General features: G+C 49.9%; 15 protein-coding genes. 3 read left to right on the top strand and 12 right to left on the bottom strand.

All coding sequences use genetic code 11. The annotated features are described in order from the left end of the window. The first annotated feature begins 14 nt into the window (after positions 1 to 14). Positions 15 to 527: a glycine cleavage system transcriptional repressor gene (locus AC6R0R_RS17555; RefSeq protein ID WP_487903137.1), complete on the top strand. Its 513-nt coding sequence runs from the start codon at positions 15 to 17 to the stop codon at positions 525 to 527. Between the two features lie 80 nt (positions 528 to 607). Here the strand turns inward: AC6R0R_RS17555 and AC6R0R_RS17550 are convergent, their stop codons facing one another. The 9 genes from AC6R0R_RS17550 to AC6R0R_RS17510 all read right to left on the bottom strand — a co-directional run bounded on the left by AC6R0R_RS17550 (position 608) and on the right by AC6R0R_RS17510 (position 21,743). Next, the gene (locus tag AC6R0R_RS17550; protein ID WP_500627658.1) at positions 608 to 1,534 is read right to left on the bottom strand and encodes a PstS family phosphate ABC transporter substrate-binding protein; all 927 of its coding nucleotides are present in this window, start codon (positions 1,532 to 1,534) and stop codon (positions 608 to 610) included. After that, positions 1,524 to 2,138 (bottom strand): OmpA family protein, encoded by a 615-nt coding sequence (locus AC6R0R_RS17545; RefSeq protein WP_420378205.1) that lies wholly within the window; start codon positions 2,136 to 2,138, stop codon positions 1,524 to 1,526. Before AC6R0R_RS17545 ends, AC6R0R_RS17550 begins: the two co-directional genes overlap by 11 nt. Further along, positions 2,135 to 3,445, bottom strand: coding sequence for a TolC family outer membrane protein (locus AC6R0R_RS17540; protein ID WP_487903135.1), 1,311 nt, complete (start codon positions 3,443 to 3,445; stop codon positions 2,135 to 2,137). Before AC6R0R_RS17540 ends, AC6R0R_RS17545 begins: the two co-directional genes overlap by 4 nt. A gap of 18 nt (positions 3,446 to 3,463) precedes the next feature. Beyond that, positions 3,464 to 4,783, bottom strand: a complete 1,320-nt coding sequence (locus tag AC6R0R_RS17535) for an HlyD family type I secretion periplasmic adaptor subunit (RefSeq protein WP_500627657.1) — start codon at positions 4,781 to 4,783, stop codon at positions 3,464 to 3,466. Next, a complete protein-coding gene (locus tag AC6R0R_RS17530) occupies positions 4,776 to 6,920 on the bottom strand; it encodes a type I secretion system permease/ATPase (RefSeq protein ID WP_500627656.1) in 2,145 nt (714 codons plus the stop codon). Before AC6R0R_RS17530 ends, AC6R0R_RS17535 begins: the two co-directional genes overlap by 8 nt. Positions 6,921 to 6,938: 18 nt before the next feature. Beyond that, the gene (locus AC6R0R_RS17525) at positions 6,939 to 16,049 is read right to left on the bottom strand and encodes a T1SS-143 repeat domain-containing protein (protein ID WP_500627655.1); all 9,111 of its coding nucleotides are present in this window, start codon (positions 16,047 to 16,049) and stop codon (positions 6,939 to 6,941) included. Between the two features lie 284 nt (positions 16,050 to 16,333). Further along, on the bottom strand, positions 16,334 to 17,467 hold the full coding sequence (gene nspC, locus AC6R0R_RS17520) for a carboxynorspermidine decarboxylase (RefSeq protein ID WP_500627654.1): 1,134 nt from the start codon (positions 17,465 to 17,467) through the stop codon (positions 16,334 to 16,336). Between the two features lie 129 nt (positions 17,468 to 17,596). After that, complete coding sequence (locus AC6R0R_RS17515) at positions 17,597 to 18,841, bottom strand: carboxynorspermidine synthase (RefSeq protein ID WP_500627653.1); 1,245 nt, start codon at positions 18,839 to 18,841, stop codon at positions 17,597 to 17,599. A 13-nt stretch (positions 18,842 to 18,854) separates the two neighbouring features. Beyond that, a complete protein-coding gene (locus AC6R0R_RS17510; protein WP_500627652.1) occupies positions 18,855 to 21,743 on the bottom strand; it encodes a pyridoxal phosphate-dependent class III aminotransferase in 2,889 nt (962 codons plus the stop codon). A gap of 863 nt (positions 21,744 to 22,606) precedes the next feature. Between AC6R0R_RS17510 and AC6R0R_RS17505 the strand changes: the two genes are divergently transcribed. Both AC6R0R_RS17505 and AC6R0R_RS17500 read left to right on the top strand, forming a co-directional pair. Continuing rightward, entirely contained in the window at positions 22,607 to 23,881 is a 1,275-nt protein-coding gene (locus tag AC6R0R_RS17505) for a TolC family outer membrane protein (RefSeq protein WP_500627742.1), read from the top strand. A gap of 1 nt (position 23,882) precedes the next feature. Then, positions 23,883 to 24,500, top strand: coding sequence for an OmpA family protein (locus AC6R0R_RS17500; RefSeq protein ID WP_500627651.1), 618 nt, complete (start codon positions 23,883 to 23,885; stop codon positions 24,498 to 24,500). A 111-nt stretch (positions 24,501 to 24,611) separates the two neighbouring features. On the opposite strand, the gene mnhG is transcribed toward AC6R0R_RS17500, so the two are convergent. From mnhG to AC6R0R_RS17485, 3 genes are read right to left on the bottom strand one after another with little or no spacing between them, the layout of a single operon-like run. Beyond that, positions 24,612 to 25,055, bottom strand: a complete 444-nt coding sequence (gene mnhG, locus AC6R0R_RS17495) for a monovalent cation/H(+) antiporter subunit G (RefSeq protein WP_500627650.1) — start codon at positions 25,053 to 25,055, stop codon at positions 24,612 to 24,614. Then, entirely contained in the window at positions 25,045 to 25,317 is a 273-nt protein-coding gene (locus AC6R0R_RS17490; protein WP_500627649.1) for an MrpF/PhaF family protein, read from the bottom strand. The genes mnhG and AC6R0R_RS17490 overlap by 11 nt, the downstream gene beginning before the upstream one ends. Before the next feature lie 7 nt (positions 25,318 to 25,324). After that, the gene (locus tag AC6R0R_RS17485; RefSeq protein WP_334552314.1) at positions 25,325 to 25,798 is read right to left on the bottom strand and encodes a Na+/H+ antiporter subunit E; all 474 of its coding nucleotides are present in this window, start codon (positions 25,796 to 25,798) and stop codon (positions 25,325 to 25,327) included.

The following is a 25,798-nucleotide window of genomic DNA, read 5'->3' as shown; positions in this document are numbered from 1 at the left end:
CGCAGGAGGCACTTATGACTCATACATTTATTGTCAATTTTGTTGGTAAAGCGACGCCAACCACAATCAAAAACCTCGCGGCCATTACCCATGAGAACGGCGGTAAATGGCTGATTAGCAAAGTGAACTTTATTGAGGATCAAGTCGCGGCCGTGATCAAAGTCGATGTCCCGGCGGAGAACGTAGACACCGTCAAAGCCGCATTCCAATCTTATGATGAGTTGTTGGTGCAAATTGTCGACTCAGACACTGCGGCTCATGCCTCGGATGCTATTTATCAAGTCCGTTTAGACGCTAACGATCGCAACGGCATCGTTAATGAGATCACTCACGTACTGGATGGTCAAGGCATTAATATTCTCGACATGGATTGCCAGCGAGTCTTTATTGCGGGCGGTGGCGGAGTGAGCTCGAGTTTGTTCACCGCCAACATGGCAATTCGATTGCCACAGGAGATCAGCATTGACGATGTGGCCAACGAACTCGAATCGCTGAGTGAAGATACGCGCGTCATGGTCGAGTCCTAATTGGACTTTCAACGCCTCTATTAATAGAAAAGCCCCGTTTGGGGCTTTTTAGATCGAATGAGTTAGTGTCAGTGAAATGGTTACTTATAACCACCCTCAACGATAGGTGGCTCTAGGCCTAGCTTGACATAATTTCGCCAAATCGCCTGTTCAGGTAAACTGATAAAACCATAGCGATTGAGCACCGATTGATGCTCTTGGCTCAGTGCCAACTCGATAAACTGCTTTTCTGACGGTGAAAAGTAATTTCGATGTGGTGGCAGGTCGAGATACAAGTAATAAACACTCGACAGCGGATAACGGCCCGACAAGATGGTTTCTTTATTCACATCGTAACGATCACCTCGGTCATCGACGACCGACAAGATATTCGCCTCTTGCCAACGTTTGGAATAGGTCACATACGCTAGCGCTTGCTCGTTATCATCCAGCGCCTCTTCAAGCCCTTCTTCATCCGCGACAAACTGCGTCGCCGCATAGGTGCCCTCTTTGCACGTGACCCACTCGTGGAAAGTATGATGGAGTTTTAAACCTTCATCCACCGCAAAGGGCAGCATCAGCGGCGTTTCTGCTTCTTTGCCCCACGTTGACCAGCGCGTAGGCAGGACATCGTCGTTACAACCAAAAACGTCACGGAGCTGTTGCAATGTCACCTCTTGGTTTGGGTTCTCTTCGTTGGCTAATACGGCCACCACATCAGCGGTAAAGTAAAGCTCGGTCGGACGATACCCGGTGAGCTTTTCAAATTTGGCCACTTCTAAGTCCGTCCAACGACGAGCGCTCACACCGACCCTAACTTCTCGGCTAAGCATAGCGGCAGGAATATTTTCTCGGCTAAGAATGTCCAACTGCTCAAAGTTGCCATCCGTTAGTGCACCGATGAGAGAGACCATATGACTGTCCACCGCCACTGCGGTGATCGAGTCTTGCGCCGATGCGTTAGAGACCATACTCCAAGGCATAATAAACAACGCCGTCGACATCAGTGGCAAAAGTTTACTGTTCATTTTTCACCTCTGCGTTGCTTTTGGGTGTTAATTGTTGCTCGGAGCTGAAAATCGTCCACGTTGGCTTTACGCTCATGACGTCGGTCATGACGACGGCAATGGCACGGCGTTTACGCGCATGCAGATACTGAGTCAATGCCGTCACTTGGGTGAACTCCTGCTCTGAAATACGGTTGGGGTCGATGCCTTGTCGCTCAAGCATCAAACGTATGGTGTAGGTACGACGCTTAGCCAGAGCCTGGTTGTACGCCAAGCTCGCTTCAGGACTGGTATCACCGAGCAATATTACCGACGCATCGGGGTGCGCATCAAGCAGTTGCGTAAGCTGCTCAAGGGGCGCCTGATGTTCCGGCGTTTCTTGGTGCTTGTCCATGTCGAAGAAGAAACTGATCACGTTGGCTTTTTCTTCAATTTGCCACTGCGTACAACCTTGTCTGTCGACAGCCACATTGTCCGGCGTCAATGCACACAAATCACGCTGATTGATCACGCCGTCGCGATCGTCATCGGTCAGATCATCAATTTGGTGACGCGTCGTTTCAATATTTGGCTCTTGCGCACAAGCGGTCAGCAGCACAAGCGAAAGGGGTAACCACTTCATCATTGTTTCTCCTCCCCTTGCCACTCTTCTGGATGTTCGACTCGAAGCGCATAAGTGAGAATACCCATCGCATTAAACAGTCGGTATGCGGCTAAGGTATGATCGTATTTAGCAGAAACATAATTTTTTCTCGCCAAGAACACTTCCACTTTGGCATCCAACACATCCAGCAAACTGCGGCGACCCACGTTAAACTGCTGGATATAACCAAGCTCTGCGATTTTCACTGCATCCACGTTTTGTTGCAGTAACATCATCTGTTTCTCTAACATGTCGTAGGCATTCCAAGCCAGTTGCGTGCCCTCTTCGACTTCACGTTCAGTGCGCAAGCGGATGGCGCGAGCCTCTTCTACGCGCCAAGCGGAAGACTCAACACTCGCATCGGTGGCAAAGCCATTGAAAATATCGTAATCCATCGTCAGCATGATGCGCGCATCTTCATCTGGCCCTTCAGCGTTGCTGACGTTGTCATTCTTGTTGGCATGTAACTCAAGCTTGATCTCTGGGTAATAACCGCCTTTTTCTCGGCGGACCTCTTTACGCGCGGCATCCAAATCCAATACCGCCGCCTTAATTTCGGGGTGATTGTCGATGGCCTGCGTTTTCGCTACCTCCGCACTGCTCGGCAGCAGCGCGTCATCAAACACAGGATCGACCAAGTCCGTAGGCATTTTGCCCACCAAGCGTAAATACTGAGTCTGAAGATCGACGAGATTGTTCTGCGAAGCAATGAGAGAAGATTGAGACGTGGCGACACGCGCTGAAATCTGCGCTAAATCGGAATTGCTGCTCAACCCTTTTTGCGTTTTGTCCAATACATTTTGGTAGATCTCTTGGTGCTCTCGAACATTGCGCTCTGCAAGCTCAAGTAAGGTTTGCGCTTTCAGCAGTTCCAAGTAAATACGCACAATGTCGAGTGATACGTTTTCTGCCCTTGAGATTAACGTTAGGCGCTCTGCTTCTGCCTCATACCCTAAACGAGCCACATTTGAACTGGTGCTAAAACCATCAAACAGCAATTGAGAGATTTTTAGGCCAATTTCGGTGCGCGTTAAGCCTCTATCATCTGGATCAATGTATGAGCCACTGTTGTAACGCGTCTCCTCATAACCGGCTGCAGCATAAAGGTTGGCCTGTGGAAGCTGAAGTCCACTTGCGGCATCACCATCACGCACTACAGACTGATAGCGGGAATACTGAGCCAACAACTCTGGGCTGTAATCGATGGCAAACGCCACCGACTCTTCCAGAGAAATGGCGTGCGCTGAACTCGACAGCAACACGCCTAACAATAGCGATTTGGAACGCATTATCTATCCTTATGTTTATTATCGTTCTCGAAGAGCATTCTCTTTTGCTCTCAAAATAGGTTTTAGCCAATAACTCAGGACGGTTTTTTCCCCCGTCAAGATATCCACGGCCACCTGCATGCCCGGAATAATGGTAAATTGCGACACCTTTTCGTTGTCATCCAACGTGATGTGAGCACGGTAGTAGGCATTGCCCTCTTCCGTTTGCAGGGCGTCAGCACTGACATAGGTGACTTTGCCTGCTAATCCACCATAAATGACAAAATCGTAGGCACTGAATTTCACTGTCGCAGCAAGGCCGCTGCGCACAAAAGCAATGTCTTGCGGCGAGATCCTCGCTTCAACTATCAAGGTGCTGTTTTCAGGAATCAACTCCATGATCGGCTCGCCGGGTCTCACCACACCACCAATAGTGCGAACAAAGACTTCTTTGACTCGTCCATCAACTGGCGAGACAAGCTGCGTGCGATTAAGTTGATCCGCTATCGCCTGTTGACTCTCTTGCAGTTGAGCCAGTTTAGTGGCGACTTCATTCAGTTGTCCTTGCGCTTTAGCGCGAAAATCGAGCGCCGTGCTTCGCCTATCGGCAATCGCTTCGGCGTAGGCGGCTTTTTGCTTTTGCGCCATCACTTGTGAGCTGGCGATGTCACCTTGTAGCTTGACGTAATCGCGATTGAGCTTGAGCAGTTCAACTTCCGCGACTGCGCCACTGGCAACGACGTCACGTAACATGTCGCGCTCTTGCGTGACAATGGCCAGACTGCTTTGCAATGTTTTGATGGCATTCAAGGTATCGTTGTAGGCTTGGGCTTGCTGCTCTATGCGCAGCGTCGACTCCTCAAGCTCTGCATTGAGCTGGCCGATACGCTCCAAGTAGTTCGCGCGTTCATTAAATAGTGCGTTATGGCTGCCCTCTTCTAACACAAAGGGCGCGGTGACCACGTTGACCTGCTCACGCCAGTCAACTTGCGAGCTTTGTACTTGAACACTCAGCAATTCGGCTTCCAGCCGCTGCTTTTGTGCTAGCAAAGATTGCGCTTGCTGAGCCGACTCTTGAAAGCTCGCTTTAAAACGCGTGTCGTCTAAAATCGCTATGGGCTGACCAAGCTCAACGCGCTCACCTTGAGTGACGAGCACTTGTTTTACCAAGCCCCCTTCTAGGCTTTGTATCGTCTGGACAGAAAGGCTCGGTACCACTTTTCCTTCGCCCACCACCACCTCTTCCAGTTTGGCCCACGTGGCCCACACGATGATGGCAACAATGAGCGCACCACTTACCCAAATCAAGCGACGTGAGCGATAGGCTAGATGCGCGTTGTTCCACGCGGTGCTACTCATGCTTGCCTCCTTTGACCACTGAGACAGAGCGGACACGCTTTTTGTTGGTCTCTTTACGCGCATGCAAGATCTCTGCGGGTGAACCATCTGCAACGATCTGCCCCTGATGAACCACCAAAATACGGTCGCACAAGGAGAGGAAGGAGTGTTTGTGCGAGCTAATGAACATCGTTTTGTCACGCGGCAACGACTGCAAACTATGGAATAAACGCGCCTCTGCATCGCTATCTAAGGAAGCGGTCGGTTCATCTAAAATCAATAAACTTGAGTTGCGATAAAACGCACGCGCCAACGCCACCGCTTGACGTTGACCGCCGGATAAAAAACGTCCGCCTTCACCCACTTGGGTCTCCAACCCGTTACTCATACGATCGAGATAGGCACCCAATCCCGAAAGCTGTATCGCCTGCGCTAACTTTTTCTGATCGACCTCGTTCGCGCCCAAGGTGATATTGTCTATCACTGTGCCATAGAGCAGTTGTGGGTTTTGTCCCACCCAGCCGGTGTGATGACGAATGGAGGCACTCGGCCAAAGTTGGCTATCAATCTCATCGTAAAAGACGCGTCCTTGGGTTGGATTGGCCTGCTTGGCGATAATGGCAAGTAACGTAGACTTTCCCGCGCCCGCAGCGCCAATAATCCCAACACGCTCACCGGCGGGAATAGCAATACTTACGCTCTCTAAACAAGGTGTGGGAGTTTGAGGGTATTGGTAACTCACCTTGTCTAAACGCACGCCACCTTGGAACTGGCCTTGGGACAATTTACTGCTTTCTTGATCTTCTTGAGGCAAATCGATGATAGCGTTAAGCCCTTCGATAGCGGTCTTAGTTTGCTGATAACGCAGCATGAGAAGAGAGAGTTGATTGATGCTGCCCGCCGCTCGGCCGCTGAGCATCACAATTGCAATCAACCCGCCCATACTGAGCAAGCCCTCAGAAATCTGATAGACACCAAACACGATGAGGCAAATGGTGACGATTTGCTGACTCGATTGAATTGAGTGCGCCACTAAGTTGGAATAATGACGAGAACGATTTTGCCAGTCGGACAAGGACGCGACCGTCTGCTCCCAGCGCTTTTGTATCGTCCCTTGTGCGTTATTCTGTTTGATTTCAGGCAACGAACTTAAGCAATCAAACAGTTGCGCTTGACGCTGGCTCGACAGCGCTGCCGTCTCCTGTTGGGTTTGTTCTATCTTGCCTTTCATCGCGACCGACAATCCGATCAGCACCAGCATCACAGTGACAGGAATCAACATCATCGCGCCACCTAGCCAGCCGATAAGGAGCAAAAACAGCAGGGTAAAAGGCAGATCAATCAAGGTAACTAGCGATATGGAGGTAAAGAAGTCACGGACACTATCAAAATCTTGAAGTTGGCGAGAAAACGCCCCGATCGATTGCGGACGGTTTTCTAGCTTCATCCCCAATACTTTACCAAGCAAGATGGCAGACAGCTTATTATCCAGATAACGCCCAGCGACATCCGTCACTGAGCTTCGCGCCTCGCGCAGCAACCAGTCGAAAACAATCACGACACAGACCCCAACCACCAACACCCACAAGGTACTAAAGGCTTGATTGGGCACCACTCGATCATACACATTCATCGTGAACAGCGGGACAACCAGAGCGAGCACGTTGATAAGTAAAGACGCTACGAGCAGATCTCGATACCAAGGCTTCACCTCTTTGACCACGTTCCATAGCCAATGCCCTTGGGAACGAGGCTGCGAGTTTTCGATTCTCTCGTCATAGTGTGCTTGAACGTCAATGCGCCACAGGTTAGGCTCTGAGCACCGCTTGATCTCTTCGGCGCTCATGGTCTTCTCGCCCTCTGCCGACCACAGCTGATAGCCTTGCTCATCGTGCTTGGTGACGATATAGGGTTGATTACTGTGTTTATCCACCAGCAAGAGGGGTAAGGATTGTGGCGTGATCTCTGACAGTGGCAACGGCGTCGCGTATAGCTGTGCCCGTTCCAACGCACGGAAAAAGAGCTGATGATCCAAGCTACCGTGTTCAGACAGCGGCAACCCCGTCAGCAACAAATCCTTGTGGCAACGTTTATCAAAGTGGTTTACCCACCACTCAAGGGCTGCATACCAAGGGTCTAACGCCCCGTTTTGTTCCATAGCCTTCTTTCCCATCTTTTACTGCACGATGAGGTTTTGATCATCAATCATTTTTTGCAGAATCTCGGCTTCCCCGCTCACACTCGGCGCGAAGTCGTTCAGACTCACACCCGCAATACGCACGGATTGCTGAACTGTGCTGCCATCTGGTGTCACCTCAATCAAGACATCCCCGCCGTCATCTCGAATATCAAGTTGTTGCGCCGCACTATCGCCGTCGGTCACGCCAGTTAAAATCGCACTTAAGTCGATGGCATCGCTATCGGCGCTGTATTCAAAATCCGTAATCGTATCGGTGCCGCTACTTTGACCAATCACAAATCGGTCATTAACGCCATCAGTACCCGTCAACGTGGTTGAGACAACGCTTGGGTCTTGCAAACTGATGTCAATAACTTGCGCGACACCACTTGCTGAATCGGAACCTATGCTGGCCACCGGCTCAATCGACAACTGAAAATCGCTGGCTCCATCGTAGCCGCCAACAATCGATAAATCAGCGATGTCCTCCATCGCAACGGTGTACTTACCGTTTTGACTAGTACCCGCGCTTAACACTAGGCCACTCGGTAAGCCAGAGATGATCACGCTGCCCGTTTCATTATCGGCTGGATTGATAAGTTCAAGACTCAGCCCCAATGGTATGGTGCCATCGGCATCGGCGACAATGGTGTCATAATCCACAGTCAGATTGGGCGCATCAGGCTCCGGCGTAATGGTTAATGTTAAACTCTCCTCGGTCGCCTCGCCCAGATCATCGGCAAGCTCACCCAACACGATCGCTTGATCATAGCTCGACACAGAAATCGTCACGTCGAACTCTCCAAAAGCATCACCCGGGAAGAAAGTGACGTTGTTAATTTCGCTCGCTTTAACCTGTACAGTCGCGATCGCTCGGCCATCGCCTGTCGACAAAAACACCGAGGTTTGCAATCCCACTTTTATCCGATCTAAGCCCGTAAACGCACTAGCGTCAGAAGTCGGTTCAATAATAAAACTGAGTAGTAGGTACTCATCACTGTTGGTCTCAAAACTCGAGGCATTGAGTGTAATCTCCACACCGGTGTTTTCCTCACTCGTCAAGCTATCAGCAAGGTCGACCAACTCTACACGGTCACCTACCGGCAATACACCGACAATGAATTCAGAGCTGGTGAAATTGACATCACTGTTTTCAAGTTCTTGGGTGATCGCTTCCAAGGAGAGAGGCATATCACCACTGAAGTCACGTGGCGGAAGAATGTACACATCGCTCAAGCGAGCACTGTCTAACTGCCACTCATAGGTGTTGCTGCCGTTAAAAGTGCCGCCATCAGGACCATTGTTTGGTGCAAGCTCGTAACTGTCTCCCACTTTGTAAACTACAACCGCACCATCAGGGACACCTTTTAAACTCAAAGAGAGGCTTTCCGATCCGTCTTGATCGATCAGCACCGCTCTCATGGAGCCGAGAGAAATATAGCTGTCTTCGTCACCAGTTACGTTCTCTGTCACAAGATTCGCTTCATCAGCGACAGCTTCAACATTGACGGTGACTGTGGTGGATTTATCTTGTGTGTCAGTTTCGGCGATGTCACTCGCTTCGTCGGTGATGTTGGCAGTGAAGGTCATCACGACGTCTCCACTGTAATGCGCTGGCGGTACCAACTCGACTTCATTTAATCGAGCAGGCTGCAAAATAGCCCACGTTCCATCGCCGTTGTCTTGCAACACATCCTCAGGTCCAGACAGCGTCGCACCGGCAGTCAAGGTCACGGTTAAGCTATTGACTGTCTCTTTACCCGTTGCTTCGGCGCCCTCGCCAGTGATCGTCTGGCTGTCTTCAATGCTATCGCCAAGAATGAGCGATAGGTTGAGGTCACTGACCGCATCCTCTTGAATCGTGTAAGTATCAGCCATGACCGCAATGTCATCGACCACGGGCGTAATCTTGATAGTAATGGTTTGGTCAGTGGTCACCGAGGTGCCATTACAGGCTGAGGTTTCTATGGTTTGAACGGTAAAAGTAAGGATGCCCGCATAGTCTTCATCGATACCGGTCAAGACTAAACTGTCCAGCGCCGAAGCAGTAATGGAATAGCCAATCACGTTCCCCAGACGATCATACTCGACAGTGACACCACTGCCCTGAATCTCAACGCCTTCGGGCAGTGAATCGGCCGGCACAAAGAACGAGATGACGTTGTCAGGATCGCTAGCAACATCACTATTGAGTAGCCCTGAGAGATCGATGTTGTCGCCTTCCGGTTGCGTAATATCGCCTGACTGAATATCACCGGGCGTTCCGACTGGATCGCATGTTCCGCTGCCATCATGACCGGTGATCTGCAGTTCAAAACTGGTATCGATAAAGCGGTCATCGCTGCCGTCAAGCACGCGCGCGCGAACCACGATATCCAACACAGGGGTGTTTTGTGCGCTGGAGATAGTCGCACCATTTAGAATTTGTGTCACGCTCTCCTGGAAGCTGTCACTAGTCAAACCCGCTGCTGGAATCAGCCAATTACCATCACCGTCTTGGCTGGCACCATTAGGATGCGTCACAATCAAGGTGTAGCCATCCGGAACGACGAGCAAAATGTAATCGAGGTATTCTGAGCCATCGAGATCTTCGTCAATGAAAATGACCGCATCAGAGATATCCACCGCGGAGCCATCATCACTGCTGTACAATTTGCCGGAGCTTTCAAGACGCGTATCCAGCTCGACTTTTGCACTCACATTGACACTCAGCGAACCGTCAAGCCAGCGGACATCGGTCGCGCTTTCGCTAGAGGTATCCGTCACTTGGTATTTAATGCCCACACTGAACACGCCACTTAAGTCTTCGCTGGCCAGCACGCTCAAACGGCCACTGGCTAATAAACTGTCGAGGGTTGGCGTCTCGCCATCCAATAAGGTGCTCAAATCGAGGCCGCTTCCAATCTCAATGGGCGCACCATCAAAGTAGAGGGTAAGGTCATTATCTAGTGACGTAATAACGTAACCGGTTAAGGTCTCGCTGCCATCCTGATCGGCATTGATGGACGGCTGAAGCGATAGTGAAATCAATCGGTCTTCGACCCCTTGGGTCGCAATCACTTGGCCATCGGCTTGATCCACCTGAGGCAACACCTCAATCTCGACGGTCATTGGGAACTCGCCGGCATCACCGTCAGGCTCGGTCGACACCGCAATCACCGACAAGGTGAGCTGGCCACTGAAATCTTTAACTGGTTTGAGATAGAGCGACGCTAAATCGTCATTACTGACCTGATATACAGGACCTGTGGTGTCATCGATATACGCGATGGTTAACGCAACAGGGTTTCCAGAAGCATCAACTAACTGGGTACCTTCTGGAATATTGGTGAGTAGAATATTGATCGCTTCTGAGACATCGTCGTCACTGGTTTGGACAATAAAATCGAGTGCGATTAACGCATCTTCCAACATGTCCGCTTGATTGCTGATCACCTTGTTCTCAGCGTCATACTGCCAATGCCCTTGGCCGCCATCGATGACCGTCGGCTCATCCACCACGCCTTTGAGGTAAATTTGAATCGTTTCAGTGTTGCTTGACGCTTCAGAGTTCTCTGGAATCAAGCCATCTTGGGTAGATTCTGTCGCCACAGCGGTGACATTGATAAAGAGTGATTCCGTGTAGGAGCTGATGTCTTCCTTAGGCACCAACGTCACCGAACCAGCCGCCAAATCCGCCGCAACCACCGTGTACTGGTTGTTACCGATATAGCTGCCGCCTTCAATAGTCCAGCCGTCTTGTACTTGAATGTTGATGCGCAAGCTTTCTGAGCCGTCGGTATCGGTGAGGTCAGCGAAGATGTAATCTTGAAGATTGATCACCTCATCTTCCAACCCTTTGATATCTTTCACTTCAAGGGACGGCGTATCGGCATCCGGTCTCACGTTGACCACCACCTGTGAGGTGGTTTCAGCGGTTTTATCATCGCTGCTAGCAAAGCTATTCCCCGCTTCAATCGCAATCGCCTTGATATCGAACGTGAAACTCCCCGCGACATTCGGGTCCGCTTCGATTTTCATCTGATCGAGTTGAGATTGAGTGTACTGTTTACCTTCACTGATGGGCGAGCCATTAAGGGTAACGGTGATCCCGTCGGGGATATTTGAGATCTCATATTTAAGCGATTCAGAGCCGTCAAGGTCGACAAGGTTGGCCGTGATATCCAGTGACAGCGCCTCGTCGGCATCTTCAACCGTGCTGTAAGTAAACTGGGACTCGCCCCATTCAGGAGTATCAGCAATCGGTAACACCGAGACCTCTAGCGTTTCCGTTAGATCTCGAGGCCCCGTATCCGTGCTGATCACCGCAGAGACTTCAAGAGAAATCGACTGTGTAGTATCTGACTGATTTTCCGCAGGAAGATACGTCAACGTACCATTGGGTACCACTAAACTTGGATTCGAGCTATCGAGTTGGCTGCCAGAGAGGGTAATCAATCCGTCAACGGCAACAAGCAGCACACCATTGAGATAGAGTGAACCACCTTGAAGCGAACTTTCGCTGATGGCGATTTGCGTCACCTGCTCTTCTTGGTCGACATCCCCTGTGGAGACTTCAATCGCCAGCGTAGCGAGATTGTCTTCGGTCGTTTGCGTATCAGCAACACGAATAAAGCCTTCGTTGTCCCCCAGTACAAAGCTAATCGTACTGGTGGCTTCATCGCCATCAAAGTCCCGCACTACCATTTGCAGGAAGTCATTCAATACTGGGTCTGCATCTACGCTATCGTTGGTCACCAAGGTGTAACTACCGTCTCGATTGACCGTTAGCGTGCCGTAGCTGACTGATGGGGTGTTGTCGTTATAGAGATTGATGGTATATGACGGATTGGCATCACTAAAGACATACTGATCATAGCTACCATTGCCATCGACATCATAACCGATACTGGCCAACTGCCCGCCATCGGCACCAACACGGCCAAATGCGGTGATCATGTTGCCTGATTGACTGTCCCCTTCGACCAAATTGAGCGTCGAATCCACCGTGATCGGCACATCGTCTTTGACATTGACGGTGTAGTCTACGGCACTAGAGACATCGCCATCCGCATCGGTCGCCGTCAAAGAAAAGTTGAGTTCGAGGTTGTTCTCACCTAACCCCGATTCGTGATCCAATGGGCGGTACAATTCAAATTCAACGCTGCCATCTAGGTTGAAACGGATACGAAACGCTTCGTCGCCATCAGCCATCGCATAGTACCAACCATTGATGTCGACCTCAGCCAATGTCAGTGCGACGCCGCCACTGGTATAGCCTTGTACATCAAACGCGGTACGATCTAAACTCAAGGAAACGATATCATCCGAACCTTCAATCAAATTGATCGAAGGCGTCGACGTTTCAATACCGCTGTCTTGCTGAGCTGAGGTCAACCCCTCTTCATCGACATCCATCGACCCAATCACTTCAATTTGAGGATCCGCGCCATCAAAAATGGTGATGCTCGATTCAACGGTATTTTCCGTCCCATCTGAATCCACGGTGTAGACCGGTACGGGGATGGTTAAGCTTAAATCATTGCCTGCAAGGTTGTGATCAATTTGCTGATACAGCTCAAGACGTACATCAATCGTTGTTGTGTCGCCTGCCGCCAGTACAAAATCGCTAGGCAGAAAAACGCTTAAAACGGTTTGACCATTGGCGAGAATGGCATCGTAACTCCCATCGCCATTGTCTCGCCATGTGATCGCTTGACCGTTTTGGGTGATGGGATCGCCATTCGAGTCCAACACGGCATCACCCGTTGCAACGCCCAAGCCCAAATAAACCAACGGGTCAAACGCTGCACTGACATCAAACGAAACGTCGGCGGTCGCTTTCGCTGTCACGCCTGTTGCTCTTGGCGTTTCAGACAAATCGACGTTCCCAGAACCAATGCTCGGCACGCCACCATCGCTGACGGTAATATCCAAGGTCAATTTCGACTCATCGCCATCGTTGTCTTTGGCGGTGACCACGATCGGCAACGTGCTATCACCATCCAGTTGGTCGAGCGCTTGATAGAGAGTGACGGTATAGGGAACGGTTGCATCCGCGTCATTGTCAGGCTGAGCAAAGGTGACGGTAAACACCAGTTCATCGGGCAACAGACGAGTGTTCAGATCTTCTGTATAGCCAGAGAGCGAGCCGTCGTCATTCAAAACAAAGACAATATCGCGCCCGCCACTGCTTAACATTGGTTGGTCGGCCAAATCAAAAAACAGACTATCGAGGTAATCACTGCCGATCGTGAGAGAAAAACTACCATTTGCACTTAACGGTGCTGAGCCAAGATCGCTTTCATTGAGCGTCACGCTGGTGGCATTGGCCAACTCAGGATCCGCACCGTCGTGAATCACCCACTCAAATGCACCGGATGACAATGGCGTGCCATCCAAATCGCTACCGGCAATCAAAAGAGGAATAGTGACAGCATCACTTTTTAAGGTGTGACTGATGGGCTGCGACTGATTAAGGGTGACCGTTGCCGTCACATCATCGCCATTGGCGACTGCGCTCAATGTTAAAGTAAAGATGGTTTCGCCAGCCGAACTGGCAGTAATAAGGGTACCATCGCCACTTAAAGTATAAGTGATATCGGCTAAATCTAAGGTCGACTGCAAACCCAAAGCGTCGAGCAAAGCGAGCGTGCCATTGGCAAACACAAGGGAGGACGGATCGGGATTATCCGAGCCAGCCAATACTTCAAACGTTGCGTTAAGAGGAGCAGAAACATCGCTTAGGTCGGATTCTGTGCTACTTGCCACACCGTTTTGAATATCACTCGCGCCACCATCGTTGATGGTGATCGTAGCGGTTGCGGTGCCAAAGTCATTGCTCTCATCCCCCGCCTTGTAGTTAATAGAAACCAAGTGCTCTGCGTTGTGATCTAAGTTTCGCGATGCGGTGAACGTCCAGTGACCATTGGCAAATACCGTCAATACGCCATCACTGGTGGTAAAGCTGACTGGCTGATTGCCGGTGATGGCTTTCGTGTCACCACCGACTTCTACTTCTCGTATCAGAAGTTGCGTATCCAAATCAATATCATTGTTGAGCAAGTTGCCTGATGACGTTGTCCCTTCTGTCATGGTGTAACTTTCGCCAAACACTAGCGGATCGGAGTCTTTAATCGTAATGGGTAAATGAGCAATGACGGTTTCGGTTGTCCCGTCGGCGTCCATTTGTACCCCTTCAAGCAACAAAGCCGTTTGCAGTGAATCTAACCCTTCGCCTTGATCTATCGCTTTGTAAAAGGTGACGCGAACTTCATCGCCGACGATTTGTGCTCTGAACACCAATTCATCAGTGTTATTCACCCCTTCAAGACTTTGCCCATCGCCAGCGACTGTCACCGTGATACTGCTGTTTTGCGAGGTGACACTATCGGTCAGAAAGCTTTGATCGGAATAAAAACGAAAATCGGCGAAATCAACATTAATACTGGCATCTTTTGCTTCGCTGCCAAATATGCCCACCACGGTTTCAGAAAATGAGAGCGAGTCAGGCAGGACGATCGTCGGCATATCGTCGACAGCTTGGTTGCCAATGGCGTTATAAACAGACGCATCAATGGTCCACGTTTGGCTGAGGTCAAGCGACGAGATATCGATATCTTCAACGCTCCATGCATCGCCCGTTACGGCGCCCTGAAAGGTTAACGTCTGCGTACCGTCTGAAACGGTAATGGTGACCAACAATCCATCGTCAACCCCCGTGGTTGTGCCTTGCATCGTAGTCAAATTGCCTTGGCGAAAATCTAAAATGCTAAAGCCCGACAGGGTGTCGATATCAATGGTAGGGACAGTGGTATCGACAATGGTACTCGTATCGGTCGTGGTAGCAGGGTTTCCTGCAATATCTTGCGTACTGGCCGTGACCTCTAAAGTGCCGTCGACAAAATCACCAATATCGACATCCTCTACCTGCCACTGACCGTTCACCACCACAGTGTCAAATTCAAGGGTTGTACTGCCATCGGTGATCACGACATGAACAGGCTGACCATTTTCGACATTGGCCACGGCGCCGGAGAACGTCACGCTCTCTTTTTCATTAATATTGATGACGTTGTCACCACCATCTTCGACATCCGCCGTAATTGACGCCAACGTATCTTTAGTGATGGTGTCTTGCGCAATCGCAGGGTTTCCCGCCACATCGATGGTTTGTGCGATAACGGTTAAGGTGCCCTCGGCGAGTGCGCTGAGGTCGAGGTTATCCATCGCCCAAGTTCCGCCGGAAACGACAGAGCTCAGTGTTAACGTTGTTCCCACACTGTCAATGATTCGCACTGTGATGGGCTGACCATCTTGGACGAACTCGACACGCCCGATTAAGGCGCCGTTACTCACTTCGAACTGGTTGTAGTATTCGTCACCCTCACCATCAAAGTCGACATCAATGGTGGCAAGGGTATCTTTGATTGTGTTGTCTTGGGCGCTTACGCTATTGCCAAAGTTGTCTGCGACCACGGCGTTGACCAACAGGGGGCCCTCGGCGAGAGAGGTCAAATCCACTCCGCTTACCGAGTAGATTTCATCATTCGTCACTGCAGTGGTTGATACACTCTTACCATTGATATCGGTAATGGTGATGTTGACGGTGCGACCGTCACGAATATTCGGCGCCGTTCCTTGGATCACCACACCTGGCGATTCAAATCGGTTTTCGTAGCCGTCTCCGCCATCGAGGATATCCACGCTCAGTTGGGCGTTTTGATTAAGGAGATCGAGCACTTCTGGCTCAGGCTGGGCATCATCGTTGGCGAAAGGGTCGTTAGGACGGGTGTCAAAGCCCGCTTTAGCGATGGTTTCTTGAAGGGTTGCTTGAACAAAGTTAATCAAAGAAGCGCTTTGACTCTCTTGTGAATTCGCGCCTGAGTACGCCTCTCCGCTTCGGTTGTTAAGCGTGTATTGAGTCAGCTCTTCTACCACTTGGTCTAGCTGCGCTTCAATGGCCTTTTCTTGCTCTGGCGTCAGGACAAGATTGTCACCCTCGACATCTTGAGTAATCACCAGCGCATCTGGCTCTTTGCTGGTGTCGAAAGGGATTTGTTGCCAGCTACCATCTGGCATGATCTGCCAAAGGACGCCGCCAACTTCAATATACATAATAGGGCGCATCTGCTCTCCTAGCCTTTAACTCACCTGACAACCGAATCAAAAACAACCCAGCAACAAATTTTTTATAGGTATATTTAATAATGTGCACACTCAGTACACACAGTTAACGCCTAATAGTCAAGAATTTAACCTAGATCATGGTTAATTGTAGCGAACCTGATACCAGATGCAGCTAAAGCGTCGAATTTTCAGACAATTCTGACGACAATAAAAAACCCTATCCGAAGACAGGGTTTGGGAGAAATGGCTTGTAGAGCCGTCTACTCATCACATTATATTGATGTTTAACGGACACTCCACTGCGAGAGAGAGCGTTTGAAATCCGAGTAATCAAACTCGTTCAGCTTCTGTACCTCACCAGACGAGCGCTCGCAGTACACAGATGGCATGCGCAGGCCGTTGAACCAGTTCAGTTTCACCATGGTGTAGCCCGCGCTGTCAAGAATATGAAGGCGCTGACCAATCTCAAGCGGCTGGTCGAAGTGTGCAACACAGAATTGATCCCCAGCAAGACACGAACATGATCCGATCACATATTCATGCTCACCATCATCAGACGCTTCTAGAATCGAGGCAGGCTCGTTGTAAATAAGCGTATCTAAGCGGTGCGCTTCGGTCGCCGAATCAACAATCGCTGTTTTTTTGCCGTTCTCAACGATATCCACGACGGTGACCACTAAATCGGTGGTCTTAGTGATGATGGCTTCTCCCGGCTCAAGATACATTTGCACGCCATGCTTGTCGGCAAAGGCTTTGAGTGCCAGACCCAGCTTTTCAATATCATAACCTGGCCAAGTGAAGAAGACGCCACCGCCCATGCTCACCCAGTCGAGTTTATCTAGATAGTCACCAAACTGATGAGAGATAGAATCGAGCAAACCAATAAACGCATCGACGTCCTTGTTTTCACAGTTCATGTGGAACATCACGCCATCGATGCCATCAAACACCTCTGCGTTGATGTGGTCCGCTTGCACGCCCAAACGAGAGAACTGACGCGCTGGGTTAGCCAGATCTTGACCTGCGTAGCTGACACCTGGGTTGAGACGCAAACCAATCGACGCCTTGCCCTCAACGATATGACGGTACGCAGCAAGTTGTGATTGCGAGTTGAAAATCATCTTATCGCAGATGTCCGCGACTTCACGCACATCCTCTTCACTGTAACCCACGCTGTAGGCGTGCGTCTCGCCGCCAAACGTTTCGTAGCCGAGTTTCACTTCAAATGGGCCAGAGCTGGTGGTGCCATCAAGATAGGGCTTGATGATGTCAAACACACCCCAGGTTGAAAAACATTTCAGCGCCAACACCAGCTTAACACCCGAAATCTCTTTGAGCTGCTTGGCTTTCTCTAGGTTTTCAATCAACTTGTCTTCGTTGATCATAAAGTACGGAGTTTTCAATTCGTTGTGCATCACGAGTTCCTGCTTAAGAGTTCTACTGTGCTGTACCGCCACAGAACCCTAAATGACAAAAACAGCCATTGAACACGACCAATGGCTGCTTTGATGAGCATCGCTGGGTGTGGACTCACACCCGATACTCGATTATTTGAGTTTATGAATCACGGGTTGGCCAGGCTCGAGTTCCTGAACATGCCAATCTAGACCAATCTCAGGCATGGTCTCTAGGAACGGATCTGGGTCGAGCTGTTCCATGTTGAACACGCCTTTATCCGCCCATTTACCACGGAAGAACTGAAGCGCAGCCGTAATAGCTGGCACACCTGTCGTGTAAGAGATCGCTTGATGCTCCACATCTTGATAGGCGACTTCGTGGTCCGCGTTGTTGTAGATGAACACGCTACGCTCTGCGCCATCTTTCTTACCTTGCACCCAAGTACCGATACAGGTTAAACCTGTGTAGCCTGGCGCCAATGAGGTCGGGTCAGGAAGTAACGCTTTCAATACGTGCAGTGGCTGAACTACAGTGCCGTCATGTAACGTCAGCGGATCTGGGCTCAGTAGGCCAATATCACGCATCACGTTGAAGTAGTTAAGGTAACGATCACCAAAGCCCATCCAGAATTCGATGCGTTTTGCAGGGATGAACTCTTTCATTGAGCGCACTTCATCGTGCGCCATAGAGTACACCTTGTGAGCCCCACAATTAGGGAAATCAAACTCAAGCATACGAGAGTGACAAGGTACTTGCTTCCACTCACCGTCTTCCCAGTAGAAAGAATCGCCTTGGATTTCAAGCATGTTGGTTTCTGGATCAAAGTTAGTCGCAAACTTTTTACCGTGATCACCCGCGTTGACATCCATCACGTCAATCGTGTCGATTTCATCGAACAAGTGTTTGACCGCATATGCGGCAAATACCGATACCACGCCTGGATCGAAACCAGCACCAAGAATGCCTGTGATGCCTGCTTCTTCAAACTTCTCACGGTAGCCCCACTGCCAATCGTACGCTTCAGGCACTTGCTGACCTTCTGAGCACAAATCAACCGCTACTGAAGTATCTAGGTATGACACTTTTGCTTGGTAACATGCTTCCATGATCGCCATGTTGACCCAAGGAGGACCCGCGTTGATCACAAGATCAGGCTGAACCTCTTTGATTAAGGCTACCAGTGCCTCCACGTCGTCCGCATTCACTGCGCGCGCTTCTAGTTTCTTAGTTGAATCTTTCAGATTATTTTTCTTCTGAATCGATTCGATGATCTTCTCGCACTTACCTAAAGTACGTGATGCGATAGTGATATCACCGAGGACGTCGTTGTTCTGAGCCGCTTTGTGCGCGACTACCCAGCCAACACCGCCGGCACCAATCTGTAGAATTGCCATGGTCTTTGTTACCTTATTTTACTAGTTCAACCGCAAGCTGGTTGATGTCGTTTAATAGTTTCTCAAAATCTTTCAATGAAAGCGTTGGGTTCAAAATCGTAAACTTGAGAGCTGATTTGCCCGCAATGACGGTTTCGCCCAATACCGCAATACCGCGTACCAGCGCTTCAATACGCACTTTCTGGTTGAGTTTATCCAAGTTCGCTTCGTCACCCAGCGTGCTGCGGAACAGCACCGTCGATAGTGCAGGTCTGGCTAACAGTTCAAAACCAGGTGCCACCTCAACCATATCCGCCACTTGCTGAGTTTGCTTTAACAGGTGATCGTACATCTCACCGAGCGCCTTTGGTCCGACACTTTGCATTGTCATGAAGACTTTCAGTGCATCGAAACGCTTGGTGGTCGCGATAGACTTGTCGACCAAGTTTGGCAACTCATCGTGCTCACGGTTCAAATAGTCCGCGTGGTGAAGCAAGAACGCAAAGTTTGCTTTGTCGTTCACTAGCAAAGCGCCGCAGCTAATGGTTTGGAAAAACAGCTTGTGGAAGTCCACGCTGATGGAGCTTGCGCGCTCAACACCTTTGAGGCGACCTTTTGAGCCACTGAGAATCAGTGCGCCGCCGTATGCACCATCGACATGCATCCAGAGTTCGTGCTGCTCGGCAACCTCGGCGATACGCTCAAGATCATCGATCGCGCCATGATCGGTGGTCCCTGCCGTACCGACAATCGCAAATGGAATCAAGCCTTGCGCTTTTGCATCCGCAACCACTTGCTCAAGCAGCTCTGTTTTCATGGTGCCGTCGATATTTGCTGGAACGGGTAACACTGCTTTCTCACCTAAGCCCATCCAAGAGGCAGATTTTTGCACGGTGAAGTGCGCATTAGCCGAACAGACGATTCGCAATTTGTCGGCGTAATCAGGCAAACCCAATTTTTGGATAGAGTGACCTGAAAGTTTGTTGGCGATCCAATCACGCGCCAGCATAAGACCCATTTGGTTGCTTTGCGTGCCGCCGCTGGTCATGATGCCGTCGGCGTCTTGGCTCATGTCGTATTTGTCGCACAGCCAGTTAATCACTTTTTGCTCAACGTAAGTTGCAGAAGACGCTTGGTCCCATGAATCCATTGACTGGTTGAGCGCACCAATCATCGCCTCTGCCGCCACAGATGGCATCAAAGGGGGTGTGTGCAAGTGAGCAATACAGCTTGGGTGCTGAGTGAAAATGGCATTTTTCGCCACCAAGTCGGTCGTGCTGGCAATCACCTCTTTCAAGCTGGTTTCAGAGGCATCAAGGTTGACCGCATTGATTTGCGCTTCAAGCAATTTAGGGTCCATACCTGAGTATGGTTTTTCCACTTGCTCAAACATCGCTTTCATCACACGCGTAGTGTGAGACATCACCGCCGCGAACTCATCCGCACCCTGCTCACCGGTGTGAATAAAATGCTTGTTCCACTTTTGGTTGTCCGCAGGTGCTTCAACGTAATCCGCGCCAGCAGCAATCATCGCCGCTTCAAGTGTGCGTAGCGCAAAATCAATTTGTTCAAACGAAATAATCAGCGGTGGTAGGAAACGGATAACCGAACCGTCACGGCCGCCCTTTTCAACCATCAAACCACGTTCTAGTGCCGCGCGTTGAATGCGCAACGTCATCGCACCATCAGAGGCTGGCTCGCCAAACTTGTTTTTCTCGCCGTTGGTTTTCTTGATTTCAACGCCTAGCATCAAGCCTTTACCACGAACTTCTGCGACACAGTTGACACGCTTTTGGATATTTTCTAAACCAAGGCGCAAGTATTGACCGGCGATGTTAGCGTGCTCCACTAAGTTGTCACGCTGAATGATTTCAAGTGCTTTGGCACCAGAGACCATTGCCAACTGGTTGCCACGAAAGGTGCCCGTGTGCTCGCCCGGTTTCCATGTATCGTGCTGCTTGTTGATGACCAACAGCGACATCGGCATACCGCCACCAATCGCTTTCGATAGACAGAGCACGTCTGGCACAATACCCGCTTCTTCAAACGCAAAGTTGTAACCTGTTTTCGCTACACCGCATTGGATTTCATCAAAAATCAGTAGTATGCCGTGCTCATCACAGATACGGCGAAGTGCTTGAAGCCAGAATGCAGGTGCAGGGATCACACCGCCTTCACCTTGAACCGGCTCAACAATAATCGCTGCCGGCTTCATGATACCCGCTTCATCGTCGTTAAGTAGACGCTCAATGTAACGAATGCTGGCTTTGGCGCCTTCATCACCACCCAACCCAAATGGGCAGCGTAGGCTGTATGGGAATGGCATGAAGTGCACATCAGACATCAGACCAGTACGACGCGCTTTAGTGCCTAGGTTACCCATCATGCCCATAGTGCCGTTTGTCATACCGTGGTACGCACCACGGAAAGCAAACATGGTGTTGCGACCGGTGGTCTGCTTCGCCAATTTGATAGCGGCTTCTACAGCATCCGCACCTGAAGGGCCACAAAATTGAATCACACAATTGTCGCCTAATTGCTCAGGCAAGAATTCCTTCACCGTCTTGATAAAGTGAGTCTTAGCTTGGGTGGCGATGTCCAACGTTTGATACGGCAATCCACTGTCGAGTTGATCTTTCAGTGCTTGGTTGATCTCTGGGTGGTTGTAACCCAAAGCCAATGTACCCGCACCGGCCAGACAGTCGAGGAATAACTGACCACGTGTATCTTCAACTAGAGCACCGTACGCTTGTTTAATCGCGATCGGTAGACGTCGAGGGTAAGAGCGAACTTCAGATTCGTGCTGCTGCTGATCAAGCAAAACTTGATCAGGCGTGAGATCATACAGACCATCCACAACGGGAATCTGAGTTGAAAAAGGGGTTGCGATAGCGTTGGTATCGACTTCAAAAGCTGTGCTCATGATAAGTTCCATTGAAACAATTTTCGGCCTTTTCCGAGATAAAATGGGAGAGGAAAAGGAACAGCAAACGGCCCGGTGTCGATAGCAAATCGCAACCAAGCATAAACAGACCATCACATGGGATGGATTCGACGTTTAGTAGAAAATCAAGGTTCAGTGATGCAACTGTCTTGTAAAACAGGGCACTCAGGAAGAACTAAGCTGATCAATGTGTGTTTGTTTAGTGGATTCAATGTTGGGTTTCCCATTCATATGTCGCTATACGACAACAGTATCCCGTCTATCGATAAAAGGACTTATCGATACCTACCCTACGTGGTGTTCACTCAGCCCGAATGACCTCACGCGTGTCCCCCAGAGCGTCACTACGACTGCCCTCCGAGATTGCGCGCGAAAGTATCATAATTTGCCGGAAATTGGCAACTCATTTTCGCACTATCGAATCAAATTATTAATTAATCTATCAAAACAAAAGCGTTAATAGACCACATCAATCAACATGATTTCATGTTAATAGGCTGAATCAAAAAACAGGGAGGTATAAGAGTCATTGCGTGTATTGGCGTATACGCAAATCATAGGAAAATGAACGACAAAAAACTCGCTGTAAAATTGCGTCCCACCCCAAACTCAATCAGTAAAAACTACATCTAACATCTCAAAAATGAGACAGCACCTGTAAATGAGTACTACATTCGGTCATTTTTTGAATTTGCCCCTCTCACTTTGTCATTAGAAAGGCTAAGCTAGTAACAACTATAACGAAATACAAACACCTTATGTGACAGCGTCTTATCTGTAACGAGATGTATAGGGAGATCACCTTGAACTGGAAGTTATCATGCGTCGCCGCGAGCACACTGATGTTGAGCCTCGCCGCACAGTCACAAACGTTAGAACAAGCGGTGGCTTATACCATTGCCACCAATCCGGATCTAAAATCGAGCTACAACGAGTTTCGCAGTGCCGTGAAATCTAGCGATGCGGCAGTCGGTGCATACTTGCCGAGTATCGATTTAGATGCGGGTATCGGTTATGAAGGAATTAACGAGGCTGAAAGCGTGGGTGGAGGAAGTACTGACCTCACCCGAAAGGAAGCGACCGTAAGCTTAACGCAGTTACTATGGGACGGTAACGCAACATTAAACGATATCGACCGTACCGCGGCGGATGCTGAGTCTTTGAGGCTACAACTTTTGTCACAGGCTTCAGACCTTGCACTTCAAGTCACCGAGATTTACTTAGATGCCGTCAAAGCCTATGAGGTATTGCAGCTTTCAGAGAGTAACCTCAAGGTTCATAAAGACATCTATAAAGACATCAAACGCCGCGCCGATTCTGGCGTCGGTTCGACCGCCGACGTTACCCAGGTTGAAGCCCGTATCGCCAAAGCACATGGTAATTTGTTGGCGGCGCAAAATAACCTCTTTGATACCCACACGCAATTTCAGCGCATCGTAGGTCAAGTACCGCTTGGGCTCATTTACCCGCGTGCCGACGAATCACGTATCCCTCTTACGCTGGAAGAAGCACTTGATCAGGCTATCGCCTCTCACCCTGTGATTCAAACCTCACACGCGGATGTCGATGCTGCACGTTTCCAATACAAGCAGTCTAAAGGCAACTTCTACCCCACCTTCTCTATAGAGGCGAGTCAAACTTGGCGAGATGACGCTGGCGGCGATGTAGGGCGGAGTGACGAAACTCTCGCTATGCTTCGCATGCGCTACAACCTCTATAACGGTGGCAGCGACAGCGATCTCTCAGAACGAGCGGCTTATCAACTTAACAAGGCCAAAGATTTACGCGACAACGCGTTTCGTCAAGTAGAGGAAGGTTTGCGCCTTTCCTGGAGTGCGCTTGATTTGACCTTGCAACAAAAGCAGTTTCTCTCCGACCATGTCGATTCCGCCTCAGAAACAGTGATTGCCTACGAGAAACAGTATCGTATCGGCCAACGTACCCTACTTGACTTACTCAACACCGAAAACGAACTGTTTGAGGCGCGTAAAGATTACCTCGACGCCCACTACGCTGAGCAGTACGCCAAGTATCGAGTGATGAATGCAACCGGCAACTTGCTCGACGCACTATTAGTGGATACGCCAAAAGAGTGGCAAGAGAAGATGGAGTATTAAGATGAACAAATTGATGCTATTCCCGTTTTCTCTGCTCAGTGTAGCGCTTGCCTTTACCGCACAAGCCGAAGACGATCAGTATGACTATATTGACACTCCCACAGCAGAACAACCGTTTGATCTCACCGATGACGACAGTGATGGCGTAGTGAACGCACGTGACTTCTGCCCCGGTACACCGTTGGGAGCCCTTATTGACAACGATGGCTGCGGCCAAGCCCTCGCGAAACGCGAAGAGTCACAGCTATTTATCTTATTTGCAAACAATTCGGCCGAAGTCGATTGGCAATATTCAACCCAAATTGAAGCGATGGCTGAGTTTCTCGCCCAATATCCAGAGACGTCAATACAACTGCAAGGCTACGCCAGTAAAACTGGCAGCGCGGAACGCAATTTAGAGCTGTCAAAGCTACGAGCAAATGCCGTTGAGCAAGAGTTGCTCTATTACGGTGTAGAGCCTGAGCGGATTGCCATCGTTGGTTTTGGCGACAGCGTAGCCGAAGAGAGCGCGGGTGACGCGACTACTGAAGCCTTAGATCGCAAAGTGTCCGCCACCGTGATCGGCATGAGCCGAGAAGTGGTCCAAGAGTGGACGATATTTACCACTATTCCTAAGTAACACTGCGATAAGTGACTCTTTAAGGATTAAATCGATAAGGCTCTCTAATAATACAACCGCCCCCACTGCGAGCAATGGGGGCGGTTTTCTTTACAACTCGACGTCGAAAAATCACGATGACGATGATTCGTCTTTAACTCCCGGCGTTTCGACCGCAGCGGGCATCTCTGCAGCGCTGGGTGTCGCCTCGGTACAGTTTTGACTAGACAGTTGGTGCGTATCCATGTCGTACTGCTCTTTGATGGCATCTTTTACCGTGCCTTCCCAAACAGGGACACCGACGAAGTAACTGGTACGAGCCACGACATGCGCCGCAATCGGCGCCGTCACCATGATGAACACGACAACCGCTGCTGCGCGAACTACGATGGCGGCGTCGCTCCAAAAAACAATCGCAAAGGCGATTACCAGTAGCCCCACCCCTAACGCACCTGCTTTAGTGGTCGCATGCATACGGGTCAGCAAGTCAGGCATACGATTTAAGCCAATGCTGGCAAGGAGCATCAAGAAAGAGCCCAGCAGTGCAAATAGCGCAACAAAAAACTCAGTCATCATCTTGAATTCCTCTTTTCTCCAAAAAGCTCGAGAACCCGACAGCCGCTAAAAACGACGTCAACGCCAGCACAATAGCCACATCAATGAATGCTGGCTCTTTGTATGTCAGTCCATACAGCACGACCAAACCGACGGTAAGTGAGGCCATTAGCTCAAGCGCAACCACTCGGTCGGGTAGAGACGGTCCTTTCAGCAAACGGACCGAAGAGATCAGCAGCGCAAGAATTAGCATGGCAAAACAGAGGGTATATACAGTATCCATCGTCGCCTTACTCCATAATTTCCAGCACCATGGCTTCAAGCTTTTTCAGCTCCGCCACATGCTGTTGTTCATCTTCAAAATACATCAGGTGGACAAACAGCACTTTTTTGTCGGTGGACACATCCAGTGCTAATGAACCTGGTGTAACGGTAATTAAGTTCGAAAATAGCGTGATGCCGGCATCGCTTTTAATGTCGAGTGGGACGGCAATCACCGCAGGCTTCATCAAATGCGTCGGCGTCAGTACATCGTATGCCACGCGAGCGTTCGATTTAATCAAATCCCAGATAAAGAACAGCGCGAACTTAACAAACTTAGGAAACTTACCGAAGTAACGTTTGAACGCAGGCTGATCGCGCAGCACGTAAGCCAGCACCACATAGCTCAGCAACATGCCGCCAAAGAGATTTGAGATGGTGTAGGTACCCGATAAGATCACCCACGCCAACGCCAATAACATATTCCAACCAAAGGCTTTCAT

Source organism: Vibrio sp. R12-SW3-ISO1 (genome assembly GCF_059834005.1).
The sequence above is the reverse complement of the archived record's forward strand: the minus strand, read 5'-3'. Positions and strand labels throughout refer to the sequence as shown.